The following is a 23,484-nucleotide window of genomic DNA, read 5'->3' as shown; positions in this document are numbered from 1 at the left end:
ACCGGGTCACCACCGCACCCACCCCCACCGAACAGGACACAGCCAACACAACAGCAACCCCAGCCCAACCCAGAGCCGCTTAAGTTCCTGGCATTGACCCTGAAAGTAGTGAAGGAGGCCTTCACGACCTCCAGCATCGCCACTTTCGCCCCACGCGCCCCAGCAGTCACAGCGGCTGCGCGTGAAGGACCCCTTCACTCGGCTAGCGCAATGAAGGAGTCCTTCACGTACTTCAGGCGACCCGGGTGCCGCACCGTGCGGAGCCCAGGACCTCGTGAGTGGCGATTCGGGTCAGGGCCAAGAGTGGCTCAGGTACCTACTGCCGGGCGGTTTCGCGTGACAGGAGGGACGACACCACCGGCTCGGGTCCAAGACCTCGTGAGTGGTGACGACGGTCAGAACCCGAATCGCCACTTCACGAGACCCGACGCGGCCCAATCCCCCGAAGCAGCCGCCGCCCGGTCCGCGCGAGGTACTCGCCGAACTCAGCCGGCTCCTCCACCGTGAACTCGATGTCGGTGAGCGTCAGGACGACCGCCAGCCACTCGAAGGAATCGACGTACGCGACATACCGGCAGCTGTCCTCGCCGAGCGTCTCGAAGCTCCCGTCGACCCGGTGCAGCCGGGCCGCGGCCTCGCTCGCGCCGACGTCGAGGATCAGCGTGATCCGGAGCGATTTCGGGCTGTGGAAGCGTTCCTGGAGATGACCCGCGACGTCGTCGACGGGAAGGTTTCGGGGCTCGAATGCCACCTCGGTCGTCTTCGGCTCGGCGATCCGATCGAGGCGGAAGCTCCGCCAATCCCGCCTGCCGAGGTCCCAGGCGTAGAGGTACCACCGCCTGCCGAGCTGGACGAGGCGCATCGGCTCGACCGTCCGGGACGACGGGCCCTCCTTCGCCGTGTACGCGAACTCGAGGCACCGGCGAGCCGCGATGGCCGCGGCGAGGAGGTTCAGAACCTCAGGAGTGACCCGCGCCTGTTCGCCGCTCCCGAACTCGACCGCGGCGAGCATCGCGTCGGTCCGCCGTCGCAGCGCCGCCGGGAGGACACGCCGGAGCTTCGCGGCGGCGCGGTCCGCCGATTCGGCTGTGAGGTCGACACCGGTTCCGCCCGCGGCGGCGAGACGCAGTCCGAGCACGGTGGCGATCGCCTCGTCGTGTTCCAGCATGAGCGGCGGCAGCGCGGCGCCCGCGACGAGCCGGTAGTTGCCTCCCGGACCGCGGCTGCTTTCCACGGGATAGCCCAGGCCGCGGAGGTGGTCGATGTCCCGGCGCAAGGTGCGGGGCGGCACTTCCATGGCCGTCGCGAGCTCGGCGGCGGGCCACGCCCGGCCGGTCTGCAGGAGCGACAGCAGCCGCAACATCCGTTCGCGTGGTGCGGTCACGACGCCTCCCGATAATTGTGGCCGTAAACCGGCCACATCTCATCGTAGCGTGACGTCATGGCGAAAGATGAGCGCGGACGATGGATCACGGTGGAAGGGGCTCGGACGCACAACCTCCGCGAGGTGTCGGTGCGCGTGCCGAAACACCGGCTGACGGTGTTCACCGGCGTCTCGGGGTCGGGGAAGTCGTCGCTGGCGTTCGACACGATCGCGGCCGAAGCCGAGCGCCTGGTCACCGGGGCGTACCCCGCCTTCGTCCGCAACCGGCTCCCGCAGCATCCGCCCGCCGACGTCGACCGGATCGACGGACTGATCTTCACCACGATCGTGGATCAACGGCGGTTCACCGGGAACGCGCGGTCCACTGTGGGCACGGCGAGCGACATCGCTCCCTTGCTACGCCTGCTGTTCTCCCGTCTCGGAAAGCCGGGCGCCGGCTTCTCGCCCGCCTATTCGTTCAACGATCCCAGCGGGATGTGCCCGCGCTGTGAAGGACTCGGCGTGGTCGACGACATCGACCTCGACCGGCTGCTCGACCGCACACTGAGCCTGCGAGAAGGCGCCGTGCGCTTCCCGACGTTCGCCCCCGGGACCTACCGGTGGAAACGGCTCGTCCACTCCGGACTCGCCGACCCGGACGTCCCGTTGAGACGGTTGCCGCAGGCGACGGTCGAAACGCTGCTGCACGCCGAAGGACTTCCCCTCGACGACCCCGGCTCCGAGTACCCCAAGCACGGCGTCTTCGACGGCATCGTCCCGCGGCTGCGGGATTCGTACCTGCGCAAGACGCCGTCACGCCTCACCGCCGAGGAGCAGGAAGGGCTCGACGGAGTCGTCACCAGCGGCCTCTGCCCGGACTGCGCCGGGACCCGCCTCGCCGAGGCGGCACGCGGCAGCCTGATCGACGGCCGGTCCATCGCGGACTGGTCGGCGTTGCCGGTCGGCGACCTGCGCGACGTCGTCGCGGCCGTGCGCGATCCGACGGTGACACCGCTGCTGCAGGCGATACGGGAACGCCTCGACGCGCTGACGTCCGTCGGCCTCGGCTACCTCAGCCTGTCCAGGGAATCGAGAACGCTGTCCGGCGGCGAAGCCCAGCGCGTCAAGATCGTCCGCCACCTCGGCAGCCCCCTCAGCGACGTCTGTTACGTGTTCGACGAGCCCAGCACCGGCCTGCACCCGCACGACGTGCACCGGCTCCTCGAACTGCTGGCCAAGCTCCGCGACGCGCACAACACGATCCTCGTGGTCGAACACCACCCCGCGGTCATCTCGGCCGCAGACCACGTCATCGACCTCGGACCGGCCGGCGGTGAAGGCGGTGGCCGCGTGCAGTTCGAAGGCAGTCCCGCCGACCTCACCACGAGCGGCACCGAAACCGGGCGGACCCTCCGTGCCCCGCTTCGCTTCCGGGAGCGGCCCCGAACCGCCCGGGGAACCGTGACGATCTCCGGCGCCCGGAGCCACAACCTGCGCGACGTCACCGTCGACGTGCCGCTCGGCGTCCTGACCGTCGTCTCCGGGGTCGCCGGATCCGGCAAGAGCACCCTGATCACGGGCGAACTCCCCCGGCAGCATCCCGATTTCGTCGTCGTCGAACAGGCTCCGCTGCGCGGCGGCATCCGGTCCACCCCCGCCACGGTGCTCGGTGTCGCCGAACCCGTCCGCGACGCCTTCGGCAAGGCCACCGGGAAGCATCCGTCGTGGTTCAGCGCCAACGGCCGGGGGGCCTGCCCGGTCTGCAAGGGGAAGGGCGTCATCGTCACCGACCTGGCGTTCCTGGACGACGTCCAGACCGGCTGCGACGCCTGTGGCGGAACCCGGTTCAACCCGGAGGCGCTCGCCGCGCGCCTGGACGGCCGGACCATCGCCGACGTCCTGGCGATGAACCCCGCCGACGCCGCCGCCCTGTTCGGCGAGGAGTCACCGATCGCGCGGCGGTTGCGCTGGCTGGACCGGGTCGGACTCGGTTACCTGACGATCGGGCAGAGCCTCGACACCTTCTCCGGCGGCGAAAGGCAGCGGCTCCTGCTCGCCCGCCACCTCGCCGACACGGGTCCCGCGGCCGAACTGCGCCTGATCCTCGACGAACCCACCGCCGGACTGCACGGCAGCGACGTCGACCGGCTGCTCACCCTCTGCGACGAACTCGTCGACGACGGCGCGACACTCGTCCTGATCGAACACGACCAGCAGGTGATCGCGCACGCCGACCACGTCATCGACATCGGGCCGGGCGCGGGTTTCGACGGCGGGAAGGTCGTGTTCGAGGGCACACCGTCAGCCTTGGCCGGGAACAAGGCGTCCCTCACGGGCCACCACCTGCGAAAACGCTGAAACGCGTTCCCGGCGCCAGGACGGCGCCGGGAACACCCACCCGCCCGGGAACAGTTCCCGGGCAGAGCGAGATGATTCCCGATCGCGCTTTGCCCGACACGCCGGTACCGAACAGTTCCTCGACCGATTCCCTGTGATCTAGCCGACCAGCTCGCACGCCTTGTTCGCCTTCATCGCCTGGTCGAGCCCCGGCACCTTGCCGGTCTCGACCGCGGGCACGTGCGTAACCAGGTCGGCCCCGCTCAGGTTGAGGGCGGCTTTGGCGTACTCGACACCGCCCCTCGGCAGCAGGGTGCGGTACTCGGTCACCTTCCCCTGCAGCTTCCGGTAGAAGGCCAGCTCACCGGACGCGAGCGTGTTGGCTTCCTGCGCGGGCGGCGCGACCTGCGGCAGTTTCTCGAGTCCGGCGCTCGCCGCGGTCAGCGCGGTGTCCAGCTTCTCCAGCGACGCCGCCGCTTTCGGCAGATCCGCCTTGGTCTCGATGTCGTAGCTCTTGGCCAGGCCGTAGACGATCAACCGCATGTCCTTGACAGCGCCGCAGTACCCGCCCGCCCAGGAGACCAGCGCCGGATCCGGGCCGGTCGGGGACGGTGCCACCGAGGGTTGCAGGGGCGGCGGCGCGGGCTCCGGCGGGTTCGCGCCGCAACCCGCGAGCAGGAACCCGGCGACCGCCACTGGCACCCCGAAGCGCGCCGCTGTCTGGCTCATCATGCGGCGAGGGTAGAGCCGCCCGGCGGGACCGGTCCCTGACTCGACTCCTCTTCCCTGTCGACGACCTTGGTGAGGAAGTGCTGCTGGCCCAGCGTCCACACATTGGTGGCCAGGAAGTACAGCAGCACGCCGATCGGCACCGGGAAGAACGAGCCCGAGACCAGCATGCCGAGCGGCGCCAGGTACATCATCAGCTTGGTGATCCCCGCGGCCTGCGGGGCGGTCGACGTCTGACGGGCGAGGCCTGAGCGCATCGAGAAGAACGTGGCCAGGCCGGCGATCAGCATCAGCGGCGCCCCGACCGCGATCATGTGGGCGTGGTCCGTGCCGAACGCGGCCAGTTCCGCCGCCGGTTGCGAAAGCCAGTTGCCGAGCTTCGCGCCGAACAGATCGGCGTTCAAGAACGACTCCACCCCGGCGCGGTCGAAAACGTGGTTCGACCGCGCACCCGGGGTGAAATCGCGCAGGACCCAGTACAGCGAAAAGAACACCGGCAGCTGGATCAGCGCCGGGAGGCAACCGCCCAACGGGCTGGAACCGCTTTCGGCGTGCAGTTTCTGGACCTCCGTCGCCATCCGGCGGCGATCCTTGCCGTATTTCTCCTGGATCTTTCGCATCTGCGGAGCGAGCGCCTGCATGCGGCGGCCGGCGCGCAGCGCGCTGAGCGCGGGTTTGATCAGCAGAAGGCGAAGGGTGAAGACGAGGAACACAATGGACAGCACCCAGGCCAGACCCGAGTCGGGACTCGATACGGCGCCGAAAACCTTGTGCCAGAACCAGAGAATGGCGGAAACAGGGTACAGAAAGACATCGAACATGAAGGGTCACTCCGTCGTTTGAAGGTGCGTGGGCAGAAGTGACTGCCTCACCTTCGAACGAGGAGAGGTCAGGCAGCCGCGATGCCCGGTGACGGAGCCCGGGGACGGACGCGGCCGCGCGCGTCGGGGTCGCGCAGGCTCAGGAACAGCTGTGCGCGTTCACGCAGGCTGATGGCCCGCACCTTCATCGCGGCGGCCGCCGGTTCCAGGCGGAAATGCGCCGCGAGCGCGAGCAGGACGACGGCGAGGGACGCTGTCAGGGCGGCGGCCAGCCCGAGCGGATTGGCGACCGCGACCGACGCTGTCAGCGCGGTGGCCAGGCTCAGCGGGTTGACCCCGCCGACGACCGGGAGCACGACGAACAATTCCGGCAGGAACAGCGCAAGCATCAGCTTGAGCCGCACGCCGAGGTAAGTTCGCTCCACGTCGGCGACAGTACCGGAAATATTGCGTTGCGTGATTTCCGGGGGCGCGGGCAGGCTGTCGAAATGGGCCATGTGGAAGTCGCGCACGTCGAGTACTACCTACCCGACGGGCGACTGCTGCTCGGCGACGTCTCGTTCCGGGTGGGCGAGGGCAGCGTATGCGCGCTCGTCGGTGCCAACGGGGCGGGTAAGACGACCCTGCTGCGGCTGATCTCGGGTGAGCTCGCCCCTGACAACGGCTCGGTGACCATCAGTGGCGGGCTCGGGGTGATGCCCCAGTTCGTCGGATCGGTGCGCGACGAACGGACCGTGCGGGACCTGCTCCTGTCGGTGTCGCCGGAAGCTCTCCGCGCCGCCGCCCGCGCTGTCGACGAGACCGAACTCGCGTTGATGGAACGCGACGACGAAGCGGCTCAGATGGCCTACGCCCAGGCGCTCGGCGACTGGGGCGACGCTCGCGGCTACGAAGCCGAAGTCATGTGGGACAAATGCACGACGGCGGCGCTCAGCCTGCCGTATGAGAAGGCGCGCTGGCGCGAAGTGCGCACCCTGTCCGGCGGCGAACAGAAGCGGCTGGTGCTGGAGGCACTGCTCCTCGGCGGCTGCGGCGTCCTCCTGCTCGACGAGCCGGACAACTACCTCGACGTCCCCGGCAAGCAGTGGCTGGAAGAGCGGCTGCGCGAGACCCAGAAGACGGTGCTGTTCGTTTCGCACGACCGGGAACTGCTCGCGCGGGCGGCGAAGAAGATCATCAGCGTCGAACCCGGGCCCGCCGGCGGCGACGTCTGGGTGCACGGCGGCGGCTTCGACACCTACCACCAGGCGCGCACGGAGCGGTTCGAACGCTTCGAGGAGCTCCGTCGTCGTTGGGACGAAAAGCACGCCCAGCTCAAGAAACTCGTCGTCGACATGCGTCAGTACGCCGCGCGCAGCGACGAGATGGCTTCGCGCTACCACGCCGCCCAGACCCGCTTGCGCAAGTTCGAGGAGGCCGGAGCGCCCGCCGCTCCCCCGCGTGAGCAGAAGATCACCATGCGCCTGCGCGGCGGCCGGACCGGCGTTCGCGCCGTCACCTGCGAAGGACTCGAACTCCGCGGCCTGATGAAGCCCTTCGACCTGGAGATCTTCTATGGCGAGCGGGTCGCGGTGCTCGGCTCGAACGGCTCCGGCAAATCGCACTTCCTGCGACTGCTGGCGGGTGAGGACGTCGCGCACGACGGACTGTGGAAGCTCGGCGCCCGGGTCGTTCCCGGCCATTTCGCGCAGACACACGCCCATCCCGAACTGCTCGGGCACACGCTCGTCGACATCCTCTGGACCGGCCACGCGCGAAGCCGCGGGCCCGCGATGAACATCCTGCGCCGCTACGAACTCGACGGCCAGGGCGACCAGCGGTTCGAGAAGCTGTCCGGTGGCCAGCAGGCGCGGTTCCAGATCCTGCTGCTGGAGATCGGCGGCGCCACCGCCCTGCTGCTCGACGAGCCGACAGACAACCTCGACCTCGCTTCGGCGGAGGCGCTGCAGCTGGCGCTGGAAGCGTACGAAGGCACCACGGTGGCGGTGACGCACGACCGGTGGTTCGCGCGCTCCTTCGACCGGTATCTCGTGTTCGGCTCGGACGGGCGGGTGCGTGAGACCCCGGAGCCGGTCTGGGACGAGCGGCCGGTCCAGCGCCAGCGATGACCTTGGGGTGAACGGTGGGTCGGGGTGGTCGTGAGTGGTAAGTGCCGTTAGAACGGCACTTACCACTCACGACCACCTGGACCTGCTCGGTTCCGGGCCCTTGCCCGCTTGAGGCACGTAAAGAACCCCTTCACGGACCGCGCCTGCAACCGCAGCCGGAATCCAGTAGGTACCTAAGACACCTTCACCTCACTCGCGATAACCACTGTCGGGCAAGGAAAGGCGACACGCCGCCTGAAGGCACCACCGGTGGCTCAGCCGTGTGTTTCAATGCCGCCGCACCGCGTGCCCGTCCGACGGCGACCACGCCGAACCCGTTCGAAGCTGGAGATCCCGTGAGGGCCGCCGCAATTCCCTTCGCCATCGCCGCCCTGTGCTGCGCGGCGTTCCTGGTGAGCTTCCTTCGCGACCGACGTCGGCTGAGGAACGGCTTCTACCTCTTCTTCGCGCTCCTGTTCCTCGGCATCACCTTCCTCGCGCTGCTCGCCTCGGTGTCACCCGAGGCGGCGGGCTTCGTCGCGCTCGGCGTGATCCTGCTGATCATCCCGACGGTTCTCGCGTTGACGGTCTTCCTGATCTGCAACGGGATCACCATGCTCCGCCGCGAGGGGCGCCGGCTGGCCAACGTGCTGTCCCTGCTGACGGGGATCGGCATCTGCGCGCTGATCGTGTTCAACGCGACGGTCACGCAACTGGCCTGGGAACCTCTCGACATCCTCCGGGGCAGCCTCAACGGAATCCTCGTCTACGTCTCGTTCCTCTTCGTCTGTTTCCTCCTGTACTCGATCGTCTACGGCCGCATCCGCACCGAGAAGGGGGTGGACTTCGTCGTCGTGCTGGGCTCGGGACTGCTGGACGGTCACCAGGTGCCGCCGCTGCTGGCCGGCCGCCTGAACCGCGCCAAACGCGTCGTGGACGCGGAGGCCCGTCGCGGCGGGGAAACGATGGTGGTCACCTCGGGCGGGCAAGGGCCCGACGAGGACCTGCCGGAATCCCACGCTATGGCCGACTACCTGGTCGAGAAAGGGGTGTCGAGGGAGCGGATCCTCCTGGAGGATCGGTCGCGGACGACGTTCGAGAATCTCACCTTCAGCGCCGAGATCATGCGGGAGCGGAAGGCGGACTACCGGTGCACGGTGGTCACGAACAACTTCCACGTCCTTCGCGCCGCCCTCATCGCCCGCCGTGCCAAGGTGAACGGCCAGGTCATCGGCGCACCGACGGCCTGGTACTTCTGGCCGAGCGCCACCCTCCGCGAGTTCGTGGCCATCCTGGTCGACCACAAGATCAAGAACCTCGTCATCTGCGGACTGATCGTCCTTTCCCAGATTTCCCGCGTCTTCTAGCGCGGCTGAAGGAGACTTTGAGACCCCGGCACGAATCGCGGCCGCCGCCACTCGGAGCGCCGTGACAAATCCCGCGATCCCGTTTGACAACACCGTTTTCGCCGGGCCATCGTCCTGCGCATGAGCGCGTACACCCGGCAGGCGATGGCGCTGCTGTTCGACAGGACGGCGAAGACCTACGACGCACTCGGAGTCGACTTCTTCGGCGTGTTCGCCAGGGAACTGCTCGACCGGGTCGGGCTCGTCCCCGGGGAACGCGTGCTGGACGTCGGCTGCGGACGCGGCGCGGTGCTGTTCCCCGCCGCGGAACGGGTCGGCGAGGGCGGATCGGTGCTGGGCATCGACCTTTCCGCCGAGATGATCGAGCGCACCGCGAAAGACATCGAGGATCGCGGAGTCAACGCCTCGGTTTCCCTTATGGACGCCCAAGAACCGACGCTGCCCGACGCCGCCTTCGACGTGGTCCTCGCGTCCTTCGTGGTCTTCTTCCTGCCGGATCCGGTCGCGGGCCTGCGGTCGTGGCACCGGGTGCTCAAGCCGGGCGGCCGGGCGGGGGTGACCACGTTCGGCGCCGACGATCCCCGCTGGGCGTCCGTGCGCGAGGTCTTCAAACCGTTCGTGCCGCCGGAGCTGGCCTGGACCCTGGCCGTCCGATCCGGTCTGTTCGCCACTGTCGAGGCTTTCGGCCAGGCCGTGGAGTCGGCGGGCTTCACCGGTGTCACGTCCGTGGAACGTGTCTGTCCGGTGAAGTTCGCCGACCCCGGGCACTGGATCACCTGGTCCTGGTCGCACGGCCAGCGGATGTTCTGGGAGCTGATCCCGGAAGACCGCCTCGACGCCGTGCGCCAGTCCGTGCTGGCCGAGCTCGAACCGCTGCGCGAACCCGACGGGAGCGTGGTGCTGGCGCAGACCGTGCGCTACACCGTCGCCCATCGCGGTTGACGGCTCACAGCGCGAGCCGCGGCCAGGATTCCGTGTCCCGCGACAACTGCCTGTCGTGCGTGGCGATCACCACCGCGGCCGGGGTGGCGCCGAGCGCGGCGGTCAGCTCGTCGACGAGTGTGGCGGACAGGTGGTTGGTCGGCTCGTCCAGCAGCACCAAGTGCGGACGGCGGGCCAGCACCAGTGCCAGATCCAGCCGCCGCCGGGCCCCGACCGACAGTTCGGCCACCGGCCGGTGCCGGTCGTATCCGGCGAGCAGGCCCAGTTCACCCAGGCCCGGCCCCGGAATCCCCGCCCTGGAGAGCTGTTCGTCGTAGAGCTCGGCCGCCGTCCGGCCGCCCGGCAGGTCGGACTCCTGCCCCAGCCGCCCGATCCGCGCCGACCGTGAGCAGGTGACAGCGCCTGTACTCGGCTCCAGCTCCCCGGCCAGCACGGTCAGGAGCGTCGATTTGCCCGCGCCGTTGGCACCCGTGATCACCAGCCGGTCACCGCTTTCCAACGCCAGGTCGACCGGACGCGTGAGCCGTCCGGCCACCGTCACCCCGGCGGCCTGGAGCAAGGTCGCGCCGCGATGTTCGGGCAGTTCGGGCATGGCGAACCGGGCGGGCGGCGGCGGGACCGCCACCACGTGCCCGGCCAGTTCCTCCTGCCGCCGGTGGACCGCGCGGACCAGCCCCGGCGCCCGGGTGGCGCGGGTATGCCTGCCGGTGCCCTTGGGCGGCCGCCAGTTGTCGCGCAGCCGGTTCCGCGCCGCCGACAGGTCGTCGGCCAGGCGTTGCCGCTCGGCGATCTGCTCGGCGTGGGCCGATTCCCAGCGAGCGCGTTCGGCCAGGCGGGCCTCGGCATAGGCGGCGTAGCCACCGCCGTAGACCCGTGGCCGGTCGTCGCTCGACGGATCGAGGTCGAGCACCGTGGTGGCCACGTCCGCGAGCAACGCCCGGTCATGGCTGACCAGGACGACCACGCCCGGCTGCGCGCGCAACCGCTCGGTGAGGTGCTCGAGCCCGGCGGCGTCGAGATGGTTGGTCGGCTCGTCGAGCAGCAGGACGGGATGCCCGGCGCCGAGCAGGCACGCCAGCCGGACCCGGTGACGCTGCCCGACCGACAGTGTCCCGAGTGGACGATCACGGTCGTCGACAGCGTTCAAGGCGGCCAGTGACACCTCGACCCGCCTGTCCGCGTCCCACGCGTCGAGGGCCTCGGCCTCCTCCAGCGCGGTGGCGAAGAAGTCGTCCGCGCCGGGGCGGCCGTCGCCGATCGCCTCGGTGGCGGCTTCCAGCCGGGCCAGCGCACCGCGGACGGTGGCCAGCTCGAGGTCGATCAGCGCGCCGACGGTGTCGGACCCGCCGAGCGGGATCTGCTGGTCGGCGACGCCTGCCGAACCCGAGCGGTGGACCTCGCCGCGATCGGCGGCCAGCTCACCGGCGAGTACCCGGAGGAGGGTGGTCTTGCCGCGACCGTTCTCCCCGACGACGGCGACGCGCTCACCGGCCGCGGCGACGAGGTCGACCCCGGAAAGCACAGGCCGTCCCCCGAAGGAGACGTGGACGCCGGACAGGCGGAGGTGCGCCGTGCGCACAAGCGCGGGCGAAAGAGGGGATGACATGAAGGAACTGCCTCCAGCGAAAGTGATGAGCAGGAAGAACGAACTCCGGTACCGCGGCTCGCGGGTACCGGTGGAGGCGTCGTTCCTCAGAGGAACAGCAGGTGCTGCATCACGATCACGAGAGTAGGACACACCAGGGGTCCGCGCATCCGGTTTTCGGAAGACGGAATGTCCACACCTTCGCACCATCCCCCAGGCCCGCCTGTCACCCCGTGGGCACCCACTCCCACCTGCGACGACACGCCGCTCCTAACCCGCGAGTCCGGCTTCAAACCCGCACTTTCCGGGGTCACCCACAGGTGCACCACGACGGTTGCCGTGATCATCCGTCCGGCCGACGGTGGGTTTCTCAGCAGCATCGTTCGAGAGGAGCAGGACCGATGGCGAAGACCATGCAGCCGCAGGAACTCATCGACAGTGCCGTGGTCGACCCGACCGGCAACAAGCTCGGAAAGGTCGGCAACGTCTACCTCGCCGACGCGACGCACCAGCCGGAATGGATCACGGTCAAGACGGGCCTGTTCGGCACCAAAGAGAGCTTCGTGCCGCTTTCGGGTGCGCACGCGGACCGGGACGGCGTGCACGTCCGCGTCGACAAGGACGCCGTCTCCGACGCACCCAGGATCGAGGCCGACGGCCACCTCTCCCAGGAGGAGAGCGCGCAGCTGTACAAGCACTACGGGCTGCCGATGCCGCGGACGTCGCCGGACGGGCGGATGGACGACAAGACCCAGGGCCGGGGCCGTCCCGGCATGGACACCGCCGGAGCCGGGACGGGCAAGAGCGGCACGGATCGCGGCAAGGCCGGAATGGACGCGGCCGCCGGGAAGCAGCAGGACCGGGACGCCGAGCACACCATGACGCGCTCCGAGGAGCGGCTGAACGTCGGCACCGAGCAGGTCGAGACCGGCCACGTCCGGCTGCGCAAGTACGTCGTCACCGAGGAACAGCAGGTCACCGTGCCGGTCAGCCACGAAGAGGTGCGGATCGAACGGGAGCCGATCACCGGTGCCTCCGGCGGGAAGGCCGAGATCGCCGAGGACGAGCAGGAGGTCGTGCTGCACGCCGAGAAGCCGGTGGTGAGCAAGGAAACCGTCGCGGTCGAGCGGGCGAGGCTCAAGACCGAGACCGTCACCGAGGACCAGACGGTGTCCGGCAAGGTCCGCAAGGAGCAGTTCGAGGTCACGGACGACGAGGGCAAGCACCGCAAGTCCTGATCCCCGCGCGGGGGCGGCCCGGCCGACGGGCCGCCCCTGGGTTTCAGCGCGTGCGCCGGGCCTGGACGGCCGCGACCACGAAACCTGTCGCCACCGCGCCCGCGATCGAGCAGCCGACGCCGAACAGCACCGAGGGTTCGTGCACCCGCAGCGCCGAGACGCACAGCCACGCCGTCGCGCCGAACAGCAGGCCCAGCACCGGTCCGCCGACGAGCGCGCCCCGCCGGCGATGGCCGTTCCGGAGGGTCCGCAGCCCGGATTCCAGGTACGCCAAGGCGAAGAGCGCCAAGATCAGGCTGCCGGCGCCGAGCGCGCTCGCGAGCGGATGCTGCCGGGTGACGACCGTGAAGGTCTGGGGAACGCCGTCCGCCGTCACCGTCGCGGTGACGGCACCGCCGACGATCCACCGGGTCAGGCCGGGAAACCGGAGATCGGCGCGGAAGCCGTCACCGTCGGGCTTCGGCACCCCCGACGCGGAACCGAGCGGGATTCCCGCCGCCGAGAGGTCGAGCGTCAACCGCTGAGGGTTGCCCTCACCGGTCACCGCGAACGTCTTGCTGAGATCCACGGGCGTCGAGGAGGCCGCCGCGCCGTCGATCTTCAGCGTCGTGGCTTCGTGCGGCAGCCGTTCCGGGGTGAGCAGCGCGAGCGCCACGAGCGTGATCGCGGCGACCGCGGCGGCCAGCCGGAACCAGAGCACCGCGTTTGAACCGCCAGTGGTTTGAGACTCTGGTTCGAACGTCGCGCGGGTCGCCGACAGCGTCGGATCCGGGGCGGGACGGTGCACTGGACGGGTCGGACCGTCCCCGGCCGGCACCGGGACCGGCGCGGCGACCGGCGTGCTCAGCGCGGAGATCACCCGCGGCGCGAGGTGGCGAACCGGCACCCGGGAACGTTCCAGCCAGCCTTGCCCGTAAACGGCGGTGGCGGCCGAGGCGAGGTCGGCCGCGAAGGTCTCCGCGTCGCGGTACCGGGAGTCGAGTTCACGCGCGAGGCTGCGCATGACGACCGCAGCGACCGGCGAAGGCACGCCGTCGATCGGACGCGGATCGGTGAACATGTGCTGGCGCATCATGCTGATCGCGCCCCGCGTGTTGTCGAAGGGCAGCTTCCTGGACAGCAGTTCGTAGAGCACAGTGCCCGCCGAGTAGACGTCGGCCGCCGGGCTCAGCGCGTTGCCCAGCGCCTGCTCCGGCGCGATGTAGGCGGGCGTGCCGAGGACTTCGCCACCGTGGGTGACGAGAGTGGCGCCCTCGCTGATCACCTTCGCGATACCGAAGTCGGCCACCTTCATCACGCCTTGCGTGGTGAAGAGCAGGTTCTTCGGCTTGACGTCCAGATGCAGCACGCCTGCCTCGTGCGCGGCGTGGAGCCCGGCGAGCATCGCCAGCCCGATCGCGCAGGCCTGCTCCGCGCCGACTCCCCCGCTCTGGAAGCGGCTGTGCACCGTGCCGCCGTCGAGGCGTTCCATCACCAGCAGGTGCTCGCGGCCGGTGCGCACGTAGTCGTACACGGGCACGATGTGCGGGTGGTCGAGGCTGGCCAGCACGCGCGCTTCGCGGTCGAAGAGTTCGCTGCTGACGGCGTGGTTCAGCACGTCCCACGGCAACTGCTTGATGGCGACGTCACGGCGCAGCGAACGGTGGACGCCGGCGAAGACGACCCCCATCCCACCCTGGCCGATCGCGGCCCCGATCTCGTACCGCGGCAGCGCGGCGACGACTTCGGCGGGCGCGCTCATCGCTTGAATTCCGTGGTGGCGTCGGGAAGGCGGACAGTCTCGTCGCTTTCGGGACCGGGTGCCGGATGCGGGGTCAGGTAGCCGAGCAGGAACGCGATGACGGCGGCGCCGAGGACCACCGGGATCTCGATCGCCGGCTCCGGCGGGACGAGCCGCAGCACCGACAGCGAGACGACGGCGACGAGCCCGGTGCCGAATCCGGCGGGCAGGAAGCGCAGGCCGCGGCGCCAGCGGTTGGCGGGCAGGCGATGGCGGGCGAGCGCGAGCAGGGCGGTCAGCCACGCCAGCACGGTGAGCACGAGCATCGCCAGGCCGAAAGCGCCGTAGACGGACCAGAAGGAGCCGCGGATGTCGGCGACCGTGGCGGCCTCGCCGAGCGTGCCGCGCTGGGCGTCCAGCAGTTCCACCGTGGACGGGAGCAGCCCGATCGCCTGGCCGGAGAGGTCGGCCATGTCCAGTACGAAGATCCTGGTGACCCGGCTGTGCGCGGGGACCTCGAACGGCGCCGTGGTGTCGTAGGCGAAGAACGTCAGGGCGAGCGCGACGCCGGACACCCGGACGCTGCGGACCCTGACCGACGTCTCGCCGCTGTTGATCGCCGTGACGGTGAGTTCGAGCTGCTTCGCGGGATCGATCATCACCGTGGCGTTGGTGATCGGCTTGTCGTCGAGGGTGACCGCCAGGTCGAGCCTGCCGCTGCCGGCACTGTCCGCAGTGGCCGGTGGCGATCCCCAGAGGACCGCGCACAGACCCAGCGCAACCCCTGCCGCGATGACACGTCTCATTTTGCGCATCCCCTGTTTTCCTGAGCCGACTGGTCCGGAATGCTACAGCGAGTACTTACCGGAGAGGGACGTCCCAATGCGTATCGTGGTTCGCCTGATACTCGGCACCGTGACCGGCTTGTTGTTCCTGCTTTCCCTTGTGGGAGCCGGAAACGCGCAACAGTCCCCTTATCAATCGACGGTTGGTTTGAAACCTTCGAGTGGTCCCGCCGGGAGTTCTTTCACCATTTCCTGGAATTTCTCCCCGTGCAAAGGACCGATTTCTTTCACTTGGGCGGGAGCGGCCATCACCTCGGTCAGTGCCCCCAGTGGACAGGCGGGGACGACGGTGCCGGGCAACGCGACACCGGGCAGCTACACCGTCTCGGGCACCTGCACGAACGCGCGGACCGGCGGACTGCTGACCGGGAACGCGACCTTCCGCGTGACCGGGACCGTGACCACGGTGCCCCCGACGACGAAGGTGCCTCCGACCACGAAGCCGACCGTTCCGATAACCACGCCGACCACCCCGCCCAGGCCGGGGACGACCACCACGCCGGTCACCACGACGACCCCGCCCGCGACGACGACCCCGTCGTCCACAACGGACACTCCCCCGCCGCCGACGGACGTCCCCTCGTCGAGCAGCACCCCGCCGAAGCCGGACGACCTGATCCTCGACCGGTCGAGCGTGCAGCCCGGCGACAGGCTGTCCGCGACCGGCAAGGGCTGTCTGCCCGGTGAGCACGTCACCCTGACGTCGGACGGCGACCGCGTCGGCAGCGCCTACGCCGACGTCACCGGGGCCTTCACCACGGCTGTCGAGTTCACGCGGATCGAGGCGGGCAAGCACACCGTCGTCGCGGACTGCGGCGTGCGGTTGACCGGCGCCGTCGAGCAGGTCGTGACCAGCTCGTCCGGCGGGCACAGCGGAACCCTGGTGGTGCTGGTGTTCTTCGTGCTGGCCGGGAGCACCGTGCTCCGCTTCCCCTGAGGTCAGCGGGGAAGCTTCACCACGGTGACGAAGAAGTTGTCGATCTGCCGCACCACGTCGATGAACCGGTCGAAGTCGACCGGTTTGGTGACGTAGGCGTTGGCGTGCAGGTCGTAGCTGCGGAGGATGTCCTCCTCGGCTTCGGACGTGGTGAGCACGACGACGGGGATGCTGCGCAGGTCCGGCGACGCCTTGACCTCGCTGAGCACCTCGCGGCCGTCCTTGCGGGGCAGGTTCAGGTCGAGCAGGATCAGCCCCGGCCGTTCCGCGTCCTCGTACGGCGCTTCCCGGCGCAGGAACTGCAGTGCCTGCTCGCCGTCGGAGACGACGGAAAGAGTGTTGCGGATCTTGTGGTGCTCGAACGCCTCCTGCGTCATGAGGACGTCGCCGGGGTCGTCCTCGACCAGCAGGATGTGGATCGATTCCAGGGATTCGGTCATGCTTGCTCGTTTCCTTCGCTGGAGTTCTGGACTGCGGGCAGGGTGAAGCTGAACCGGGTCCCGGCCGCGACGGTGGTGTCCAGCCAGATCCTCCCGCCGTGGTGCTCGACGATCTTGCGGCACAGCGCGAGGCCGATCCCGGTGCCCGGGTAATCGCCGCGGCCGTGCAGGCGCTGGAAGATCACGAAGATCCGCTCGGCGTACTCGTCGCTGATGCCGATTCCCTTGTCGGTGACGGAGAATCGCCAGTCCGCGCCGTCACGTTCGGCGGAGACCTCGATCTCCGGCGGCTCCTCCCCGCGGAACTTGATCGCGTTGCCGACCAGGTTCTGGAAGACCGCCGTCAGGAGGGACTTCTCCCCCAGCACGGCGGGAAGGTCCCGGTGGGTAATGCGGGCAGCGGACTCGGTAATGGCTTCGTCGAGGTTGCCCAGCGCGGTGTCCAGCAGGCCACCGGTCTCCAGCAGGACGGGCTCCCCCGGACGGCGACCGACGCGGGAGAAGGCGAGCAGATCGTTGATCAGCGCCTGCATCCGTTTCGCGCCGTCGACGGCGAAGCCGATGTACTGGTCGCCGCGTTCGTCCAGTTTCCCCTGGTACCGCTTCTGGAGCAGCTGGCAGAAGCTCGCCACCTTGCGCAGCGGCTCCTGAAGGTCGTGCGAGGCGACGTAGGCGAACTGCTCCAGATCCGAGTTCGATCGCTCCAGCTCGCGGGTCCGGACGGCGATCGTCTCCTGCGCGCGCTCCAGATCCGTGACCTCCGCGATGATCCGCGAACGCAGCGATTCCACATCGGACGCCAGTTCGCGTATCTCCTTCGGCCCCGAACCCCGGACCTCGCGGTGGATGTCGGTCGTGGCGACGTCCCGCACCTCGACGGCCAGTCGCCGGATCGGCCAGATCAGTTTCCGTTGCAGGACAAGGAAGACCAAAGCCAGCGCGGCACAGAGCAGGATCGCGATCACGACGAGCATCGCGCGCAGCACGTCGGCCGAGGACGACAGGTCCTCCCGCGCGTCCAGCCGTTCGGCTTCCAGGCGGTTCTGCAACGCGCCCAGGGAACCGCGGACCTCGTCGAACAGCGGTTTGCTCGCGTCCACCTGCGCGCCGGTGGCGGGAGCGCCGGCGAGCACGGGTTCGATGACCGCCCGGCGCCAGGTCGTGGCGGCGCTCAGCACCCGATCCAGGTCGTCACCGATGGCGGTGCCGGGAGTGGCGCCGAGCCGCCGCAACTCGGCGACGGCCGTGTCCTGCGCCCTCAACCCGTCCCGGTAGGGCTCCAGGAACTCGCGTCGCCCGGCCAGGATGTAGCCGCGGACACCGGTCTCCTGGTTCAGCATCGCCGTCGAGAGGGACGTGGACTGCAGCACCTGCGGACCGGTCACGTCCAGCAGCCTGGCGCGCGAATCGGTGAGGTTCGTCAAGGCCAGTGACCCGGCCACGATCGCGCCGCCGAGCAGCAGGGTGGTGATCACCCCGGACAGCGCGGCCCAGCGGCTGATCGACCAGACGGGCTTCATCGAGGCGGCTCCCCGGAATCGAACGTGAGCAGGGCCAGCGCGACGTCGTCGTCCAGCGGCCCGCCGTGGAGGACGTCCATCTCGCTGATCAGTTGGTCGAGCGCCGCCGCGGAACCGCCCCCGGCGGTCAGGCTCTCCAAGGCCGCGGAGGCCATCCGTTCGAGCCCGACGCGTTCCCCGCTGCCCTCGACGCGCCCTTCGAACAGGCCGTCGGTGTACAGCAGCAGTGACCAGCGTGGCCCCATCGGCACGGTCAGTTCCCGCCACCCGGTGCCCGGCGCGACGCCGAGCGGCGGGCCGAGTGTCTCCCTGGACAGCAGCCTGCCGCCCGAGTCGTCGATCAGCAGCGGCTGGGGATGACCGGCCAGGCTCATCCGCAGCGACCGGCGGTCCGGGGCGACCGTGATCATGCAGACGGTGGCGAACAGCGGGCCCAGCGCCTCGTGCTGGAGCATCTTTTCGACCATCGCCAGCGTTTCCGCCATCGGCAGCCCGGCGAGCACGACCGAACGCCACGCGATCCGCAACGCGACGCCGAGCGCCGCCTCGTCCGGGCCGTGCCCGCACACGTCCCCGATGACCAGCTGCAAGGTGCCGTCGGGCAGCTCGACGGCGTCGTAGAAGTCGCCGCCCAGCAGCGCACCGTTGCGGCCGGGCCGGTACCGCACCGCGAGGCCGAGCCGGGGATCGGTCACCAGCGGCGTCGGCAGCAGGCCGCGTTCGAGCCGCGCGTTCTCCCTGGCCAGGAGCTGATGCTGCAGGAGTTGCTGCTCGACGCGTTCGGCACGGCTGCGTTCCCAGGAGTAGCGCAGGGTCCGCGCCAGAAGCTGACCGTCGACGTGGTGCTTGACCAGATAGTCCTGCGCGCCCGCCCCCAGCGCGGAAACCCCGAGCGCCTCGTCCTCGCGGCCGGTCAGGACGATCACCGCTGTCGACGGCGCGTGCTGCCGCAGCCGGGTCAGGCCGGTCAAGCCTGTCGCGTCCGGCAGCTGGAGGTCGAGGAGCACGCAGTCGGCCGTGATCGGCCGCGCGAGGACCTGTTCGAGCGTGGTCGCCCTGTCGAGGACGACCCGTTCGAGGCTCTCCGCCGCGTCCGCGAGCATCTCTTCGACCAGGAGCGCGTCGCCGTCGTCGTCCTCGATCAGCAGGACATGCAGGCGATCCAGCTGCGGTGAGGGTCTACGAGGTGGGGACTGCTCGCCGTGACGCACGGCGTTGGACACGGACAGCCACCTTTCCTCACCGGTTTCCCGGCGCGCGAACAGAAGACGGCTGTCTTCTCAACCTCCGGGAGCCTACCGGCCTTACCGGACCCGCCGCCGGTTCGGCCGCCGCCGACACGCCCGCGCCGGGGGTCACGGCGGTGGCCGGGGCGGCCGCATCGCCGCGAACACCAGGAGCAACGCGCCGAGAAAGAGCGCGGCGACCGCCACGTCGATCAGGAAGCCGACGACGAGTCCGGTGATCATCGCTCACTCCTTCGCCGTCCTGGCCGCTTCGCGACGACGCGCGTAGAGGCTGGTGAACGACACCGTGACGAGGACGGCGATGATCACGCCCAGCGAGACCGGGGTCGGGACCTGCGGCACGGACGGCCAGATCCCGTGTGCCCAGTGCAGGACCAGTTTCACCCCGATGAACGCGAGGATGATCGCGAGCCCGTGGTTCAGATGGACCAGCTTCGCCAGCGCGGCGTGGAGCACGAAATAGAGGGCGCGCAGGCCCAGCAGGGCGAAGGCGTTGGTGGCGAACACGAGATACGGGTCTTCGGTGATGCCGTAGACGGCGGGCACCGAATCGACCGCGAACACGACGTCGGTGGCGAAGACCGCGACGACCACGACGGCCAGCGGGGTGAGCGCGCGGCGCCCGTGTTCGCGCACGGTCAGCCGGGTGCCGCGGTAGTCGTCGGTGACCGGCATCAGCCGTCGCAGGAACCGGACCGACCGCAGCTGCGAGAGATCCTTCTCGGCGCTCCCTCCGGACATGGCCTCATGCAGGATCTTGACCGCCGAAGCGAGCAGGATCGCGCCGAAGACGAGGAACGCCCAGGTGCCTGCCGAAAGCATCGCGGCACCGGCCGCGATGAACACGCCACGGAGCACCAGCGCGCCCACGATGCCGTACAGCAGCACGCGTTGCTGGACGACCGACGGGACCGCGAAGGCGGCGAGCAACAACATGAAGACGAACAGGTTGTCGACCGACAGGGACTTCTCGACGACGAACCCAGTCATGAACTCGATCGCCTGGCCACCACCGAATTCGAGCCACAGCCAGAGCCCGAACACCACCGGGAGCGCGAGGTAGAAGACCGACCAGCCGGCGGCCTCCCGCATCGACACCTCGTGCGGTTTGCGGGTGACGGCGAAATCGGCGACGAGCAGGGCCAGCAGGACGGCGATGCTGACCGCCCACAACCCCGGCGATCCCACGGACTCGGACATGGAGCCTCCTCGAACTCGAAGTTCGAGGTCTCCTTCACCCCGGTGGGGCGGCCTCCCGGGGACACTGGCGGAGTGTCCGTACTGACCGGGCAGACCCTTGGGAAGTACTCCCCTCGTCGGTCCAGTATCGCACTCGGTAAAGAGTGATTAAAGACCGGGTCAAGCGGGACCCTCCCTGAGCACGCCGCGCACCGCGTCGACGGACAGGTCGTCCCACGGGAACTCGGCCATCCACCAGGTCGCACCCGCCCGCTCGTACGGCGCGAGATCCGTGCCGGCGGGAACTCCGATGGCGAAGTCGTACGGCTTCTCGTCGTCTTCACGCAGCGCGGTGATCGTCTCGACCGCCTTGGCGAACTCGTCCGCGTGCGGCAGATTGACCGGGAAGAACCCGTCGTACCGCGCGGCCCGGCGCATCGGCTTCACCTTCCCGGGGAAACCCGCCAGCCACACGGGAACCGGGCGCACGGGGCGGGGCAGGAAAGTGATGTCGTCAACCGTGTAGTGCTCGCCGTGATGCCGCACGGGCTCGCCGGACCAGGCGGCGGTGAGGATCTCCAGCGACTCGTCCAGCATCTCGCCGCGCTTGCGATCGTCCAGCTCGTCGCCGGTCTTCGAGAACTCCCCGCCGAAACGGTCACTGCCGAGCCCCGCGCCGAGGATCAGCCTTCCGCCACTCAACCGGTCCAAAGTGGCGGTCTCGCGGGCGAGCTTGACCGGACGGCGGCGCGCCGGCGGCGTCACCATCGGACCGAAGACGAGGTTCTCGGTGGCGGACGCGACGGCAGCGAGAGTGATCCACGGATCGGCGATGGCGCGCACCGGCTCGCTCCAGCGGACGTGATCCCAGACGAACAGGCCATGCCAGCCCGCTTCCTCGGCCTCGGAGGCGAGGCGCGCGACGATCACCGGGTCGGCGAGCTCGTCGAAGATCGGCAGCCAGAGTGCTGAGCGCAGGTTCATCCCGCGACCGTACGGGGCGGCACCGACAGTTGTGGCGAGTTTCCGCTTCCTGCTGACGGTGGGCGGTGGGTCCGGGTGGTCGTGAGTGGCAAGTGTCGTTCTAACGCGACTTGCCACTCACGAGAACTGGACCGACGCGCCACCGCCACTTTGGGCGCCCGAAGTACGTGAAGGTCGAGTTTCCTCGGCTGAGCCGAGGGAAGGGGGCCTTCACGCGCATCCGCTGTGACTGCTGGTGCGCGTGGGGCACATGTGCCTACCCTGAGGGTAGCGAAGGCCTCCTTCACTACCCTCAGGGTAGGCAAGGAGGCCTTCACGGACCGGACCTGCGATCGACCGCAGCCGGAATCCGGGGAGGCACCTAAGCCTTGCCCTGAACCGGCGCCCCACCGTCGCATCAGGCGTCGCGTAAGCCACTTTCGCGACCTCTGACGTCCCGAAAGTGGCTTACGCGGCACCCACCGGACGCCCATCGCGCAGGCCGGGCGACGGCTGCTGCGACGGAGCGGGCCCAGCACCTCGTGAGTGGTAAGTGTCGGTAACTAGTCAGGTCCCCGGTCACGTGGTGATTGTCGTGCTGCGATGATCACCACGTGACCGGGAGCGAACGTCCGTCGTATGACGAGCTGGCTGCTCTGGTTGCGTCTCAGGCCGCGACGATCACGATGTTGCGGGCCGAGGTGGAGCGGTTGACCGCGCGGGTCGGGGAGCTGGAGCGGCAGCTGAAGACGAACTCGCGGAATTCGTCGAAACCGCCGTCGCAGGATGTGTATTCCAAGCCGGCACCGAAGTCGCTGCGGCGGAAGACCGGTCGCAGGCAAGGGAAACAGCCCGGGACGCCGGGCGCGAGCCTGAAACTGGTCGATAATCCCGACACTGTTGTTGACCATGTTCCGGCGGCCTGTAGCGGCTGCGGGACAGGGCTGTCGCGCCGTCCGGATGTGGGTGTGGTGCGCCGGCAGGTGCATGACCTGCCCGAGATCGTGCCGGTGGTGACCGAGCACCGGCTGTATCAGAAGCGGTGTCGTTGCGGAGTGCTCACCACCGCGCCTGCCCCCGCCGAGGCGACCGCGCCGGTCTGCTATGGCCCGAACCTGACCGCGCTGGCCGCGTATCTTCTGGCCTATCAGCACATCCCGATCTCCCGCGCCGCCGAGTTACTGGCCGAAGTGACCGGCATGGCGGTGTCCACCGGCTGGGTCAGCTCGGTGCTGGGCCGGATCGCACCCGAGTTAGCCCCGTTCGTCGAGGCGACCCGGGCCGCGGTCGCGGCGGCGCCGGTGGCCCATTTCGACGAGACCGGCATCCGGGTCCTCAGCAGGAATCGGTGGCTGCATTCGTCCAGCACCGCCTGGCTGACCGTCTACTTCCTGCATGACAAACGCGGCCGCGAGGCGATCGATGGGTTCGGGATCCTGGACGGGTTCACCGGCATCGCGGTCCACGACGGTTACCACTCCTACCGCACCTACCCGATCACCCACGCGCTCTGCAACGCCCATCACCAGCGGGAACTCCAGGCCGCGGCCGAAACCTATCCCGGGCAGACCTGGCCCACCGGGCTCAGCGAGATTCTCGACGAGCTCAACACCGCCGCCCACACCGCCCGAGAACTGGATCTCGACGAGATCCCTCCCGAGGTCCTCGTCCCGCTGACCGGCCGCTACGACACCCACGTCCGAACCGGCCTGGGCCTGCATCCACGCAACCAGCGAGGCCACCCGAAAGGCGGCAGGCCCACCCAAACCCAGGCCCGCCGCCTGCTCGAACGACTCGAGAAATACCGCGGCGACGTCCTGCGATTCGCGTTCGACCTCACCGTTCCCTTCACGAACAACCAGGCCGAACGCGACATCCGCATGACCAAAACCCAACTCAAGATCTCCGGTGGATGGCGCACCCACCACGGCGCCACCACCTGGCTCACCGTTCGCTCCTACATCTCCACCACCCGCAAAAACGGCCTCAACATCCTCACCGCACTCCGCGACGCCATCACCGGAAACCCCTGGCTGCCAACCAACCCAGCAACCACCTGACTAGTACTACAGCGGCAGTGAGGGATGTTTGTTGCGTTGTCGCTGGTAGTGGCTGTGGCGGGCGCGGGTTTGGTGGCGTCGTCGCCAGAGTGACCAGTGATCGG

Annotated in this window: 19 protein-coding genes; 7 read left to right on the top strand and 12 right to left on the bottom strand. The window is 69.2% G+C overall.

The window, feature by feature from the left end; genetic code table 11:
• Nucleotides 1-415 precede the first annotated feature (415 nt).
• The gene (locus tag ACFOSH_RS40715; RefSeq protein WP_378246570.1) at nucleotides 416-1,384 is read right to left on the bottom strand and encodes a helix-turn-helix transcriptional regulator; all 969 of its coding nucleotides are present in this window, start codon (nucleotides 1,382-1,384) and stop codon (nucleotides 416-418) included.
• 57 nt (nucleotides 1,385-1,441) lie between these two features.
• On the opposite strand from ACFOSH_RS40715, the gene ACFOSH_RS40710 reads away from it, so the two are divergent.
• A complete protein-coding gene (locus ACFOSH_RS40710) occupies nucleotides 1,442-3,721 on the top strand; it encodes an excinuclease ABC subunit UvrA (RefSeq protein ID WP_378246568.1) in 2,280 nt (759 codons plus the stop codon).
• Nucleotides 3,722-3,859: 138 nt separating this feature from the next.
• Here the strand turns inward: ACFOSH_RS40710 and ACFOSH_RS40705 are convergent, their stop codons facing one another.
• The 3 genes from ACFOSH_RS40705 to ACFOSH_RS40695 all read right to left on the bottom strand — a co-directional run bounded on the left by ACFOSH_RS40705 (nucleotide 3,860) and on the right by ACFOSH_RS40695 (nucleotide 5,675).
• Complete coding sequence (locus ACFOSH_RS40705; protein ID WP_378246566.1) at nucleotides 3,860-4,432, bottom strand: hypothetical protein; 573 nt, start codon at nucleotides 4,430-4,432, stop codon at nucleotides 3,860-3,862.
• Nucleotides 4,429-5,250 (bottom strand): membrane protein insertase YidC, encoded by an 822-nt coding sequence (gene yidC / locus ACFOSH_RS40700; protein ID WP_378246564.1) that lies wholly within the window; start codon nucleotides 5,248-5,250, stop codon nucleotides 4,429-4,431. Before yidC ends, ACFOSH_RS40705 begins: the two co-directional genes overlap by 4 nt.
• Before the next feature lie 68 nt (nucleotides 5,251-5,318).
• Nucleotides 5,319-5,675, bottom strand: coding sequence for a DUF6412 domain-containing protein (locus tag ACFOSH_RS40695; RefSeq protein ID WP_378246562.1), 357 nt, complete (start codon nucleotides 5,673-5,675; stop codon nucleotides 5,319-5,321).
• Nucleotides 5,676-5,738: 63 nt separating this feature from the next.
• On the opposite strand from ACFOSH_RS40695, the gene ACFOSH_RS40690 reads away from it, so the two are divergent.
• The 3 genes from ACFOSH_RS40690 (at nucleotide 5,739) to ACFOSH_RS40680 (ending at nucleotide 9,646) form a co-directional block, all read left to right on the top strand.
• Entirely contained in the window at nucleotides 5,739-7,358 is a 1,620-nt protein-coding gene (locus ACFOSH_RS40690; protein ID WP_378246560.1) for an ABC-F family ATP-binding cassette domain-containing protein, read from the top strand.
• 335 nt (nucleotides 7,359-7,693) lie between these two features.
• Nucleotides 7,694-8,704 carry a YdcF family protein gene (locus tag ACFOSH_RS40685; protein WP_378246558.1) on the top strand — a complete coding sequence of 337 codons (1,011 nt, stop codon included), beginning with the start codon at nucleotides 7,694-7,696 and terminating at the stop codon, nucleotides 8,702-8,704.
• 120 nt (nucleotides 8,705-8,824) lie between these two features.
• Nucleotides 8,825-9,646 (top strand): class I SAM-dependent methyltransferase, encoded by an 822-nt coding sequence (locus ACFOSH_RS40680; RefSeq protein WP_378246556.1) that lies wholly within the window; start codon nucleotides 8,825-8,827, stop codon nucleotides 9,644-9,646.
• A gap of 4 nt (nucleotides 9,647-9,650) precedes the next feature.
• On the opposite strand, the gene ACFOSH_RS40675 is transcribed toward ACFOSH_RS40680, so the two are convergent.
• Nucleotides 9,651-11,252 carry an ABC-F family ATP-binding cassette domain-containing protein gene (locus ACFOSH_RS40675; RefSeq protein WP_378246554.1) on the bottom strand — a complete coding sequence of 534 codons (1,602 nt, stop codon included), beginning with the start codon at nucleotides 11,250-11,252 and terminating at the stop codon, nucleotides 9,651-9,653.
• 380 nt (nucleotides 11,253-11,632) lie between these two features.
• Here ACFOSH_RS40675 and ACFOSH_RS40670 point away from each other — a divergent pair, with 380 nt between their 5' ends.
• On the top strand, nucleotides 11,633-12,469 hold the full coding sequence (locus ACFOSH_RS40670; protein WP_378246552.1) for a DUF2382 domain-containing protein: 837 nt from the start codon (nucleotides 11,633-11,635) through the stop codon (nucleotides 12,467-12,469).
• Between the two features lie 43 nt (nucleotides 12,470-12,512).
• On the opposite strand, the gene ACFOSH_RS40665 is transcribed toward ACFOSH_RS40670, so the two are convergent.
• A complete protein-coding gene (locus tag ACFOSH_RS40665; RefSeq protein ID WP_378246550.1) occupies nucleotides 12,513-14,210 on the bottom strand; it encodes a serine/threonine-protein kinase in 1,698 nt (565 codons plus the stop codon).
• Nucleotides 14,207-14,995, bottom strand: coding sequence for a hypothetical protein (locus tag ACFOSH_RS40660; protein WP_378246548.1), 789 nt, complete (start codon nucleotides 14,993-14,995; stop codon nucleotides 14,207-14,209). The genes ACFOSH_RS40665 and ACFOSH_RS40660 overlap by 4 nt, the downstream gene beginning before the upstream one ends.
• 328 nt (nucleotides 14,996-15,323) lie before the next feature.
• Here ACFOSH_RS40660 and ACFOSH_RS40655 point away from each other — a divergent pair, with 328 nt between their 5' ends.
• Nucleotides 15,324-15,971, top strand: coding sequence for a hypothetical protein (locus tag ACFOSH_RS40655; RefSeq protein ID WP_378246546.1), 648 nt, complete (start codon nucleotides 15,324-15,326; stop codon nucleotides 15,969-15,971).
• 2 nt (nucleotides 15,972-15,973) lie between these two features.
• Here ACFOSH_RS40655 and ACFOSH_RS40650 read toward each other — a convergent pair whose 3' ends face one another.
• From ACFOSH_RS40650 to ACFOSH_RS40630, 5 genes are all read right to left on the bottom strand, one after another.
• Nucleotides 15,974-16,411 (bottom strand): response regulator, encoded by a 438-nt coding sequence (locus ACFOSH_RS40650; protein WP_378246544.1) that lies wholly within the window; start codon nucleotides 16,409-16,411, stop codon nucleotides 15,974-15,976.
• Nucleotides 16,408-17,931: a sensor histidine kinase gene (locus ACFOSH_RS40645; protein WP_378246542.1), complete on the bottom strand. Its 1,524-nt coding sequence runs from the start codon at nucleotides 17,929-17,931 to the stop codon at nucleotides 16,408-16,410. Before ACFOSH_RS40645 ends, ACFOSH_RS40650 begins: the two co-directional genes overlap by 4 nt.
• Entirely contained in the window at nucleotides 17,928-19,154 is a 1,227-nt protein-coding gene (locus ACFOSH_RS40640; protein ID WP_378246540.1) for a PP2C family protein-serine/threonine phosphatase, read from the bottom strand. Before ACFOSH_RS40640 ends, ACFOSH_RS40645 begins: the two co-directional genes overlap by 4 nt.
• Before the next feature lie 249 nt (nucleotides 19,155-19,403).
• Complete coding sequence (locus ACFOSH_RS40635) at nucleotides 19,404-20,378, bottom strand: TerC/Alx family metal homeostasis membrane protein (RefSeq protein ID WP_378246538.1); 975 nt, start codon at nucleotides 20,376-20,378, stop codon at nucleotides 19,404-19,406.
• 159 nt (nucleotides 20,379-20,537) lie between these two features.
• On the bottom strand, nucleotides 20,538-21,341 hold the full coding sequence (locus ACFOSH_RS40630; protein WP_378246536.1) for an LLM class flavin-dependent oxidoreductase: 804 nt from the start codon (nucleotides 21,339-21,341) through the stop codon (nucleotides 20,538-20,540).
• 593 nt (nucleotides 21,342-21,934) lie between these two features.
• On the opposite strand from ACFOSH_RS40630, the gene tnpC reads away from it, so the two are divergent.
• Nucleotides 21,935-23,380: an IS66 family transposase gene (gene tnpC, locus ACFOSH_RS40625; protein WP_378246534.1), complete on the top strand. Its 1,446-nt coding sequence runs from the start codon at nucleotides 21,935-21,937 to the stop codon at nucleotides 23,378-23,380.
• The last annotated feature ends 104 nt before the right edge of the window (nucleotides 23,381-23,484 follow it).

This window comes from Amycolatopsis speibonae (genome assembly GCF_042647925.1).
GTDB lineage: Bacteria > Actinomycetota > Actinomycetes > Mycobacteriales > Pseudonocardiaceae > Amycolatopsis > Amycolatopsis speibonae.
Note: the sequence above shows the minus strand (reverse complement) of the source record. Positions and strands in the feature narration are given on the sequence as shown.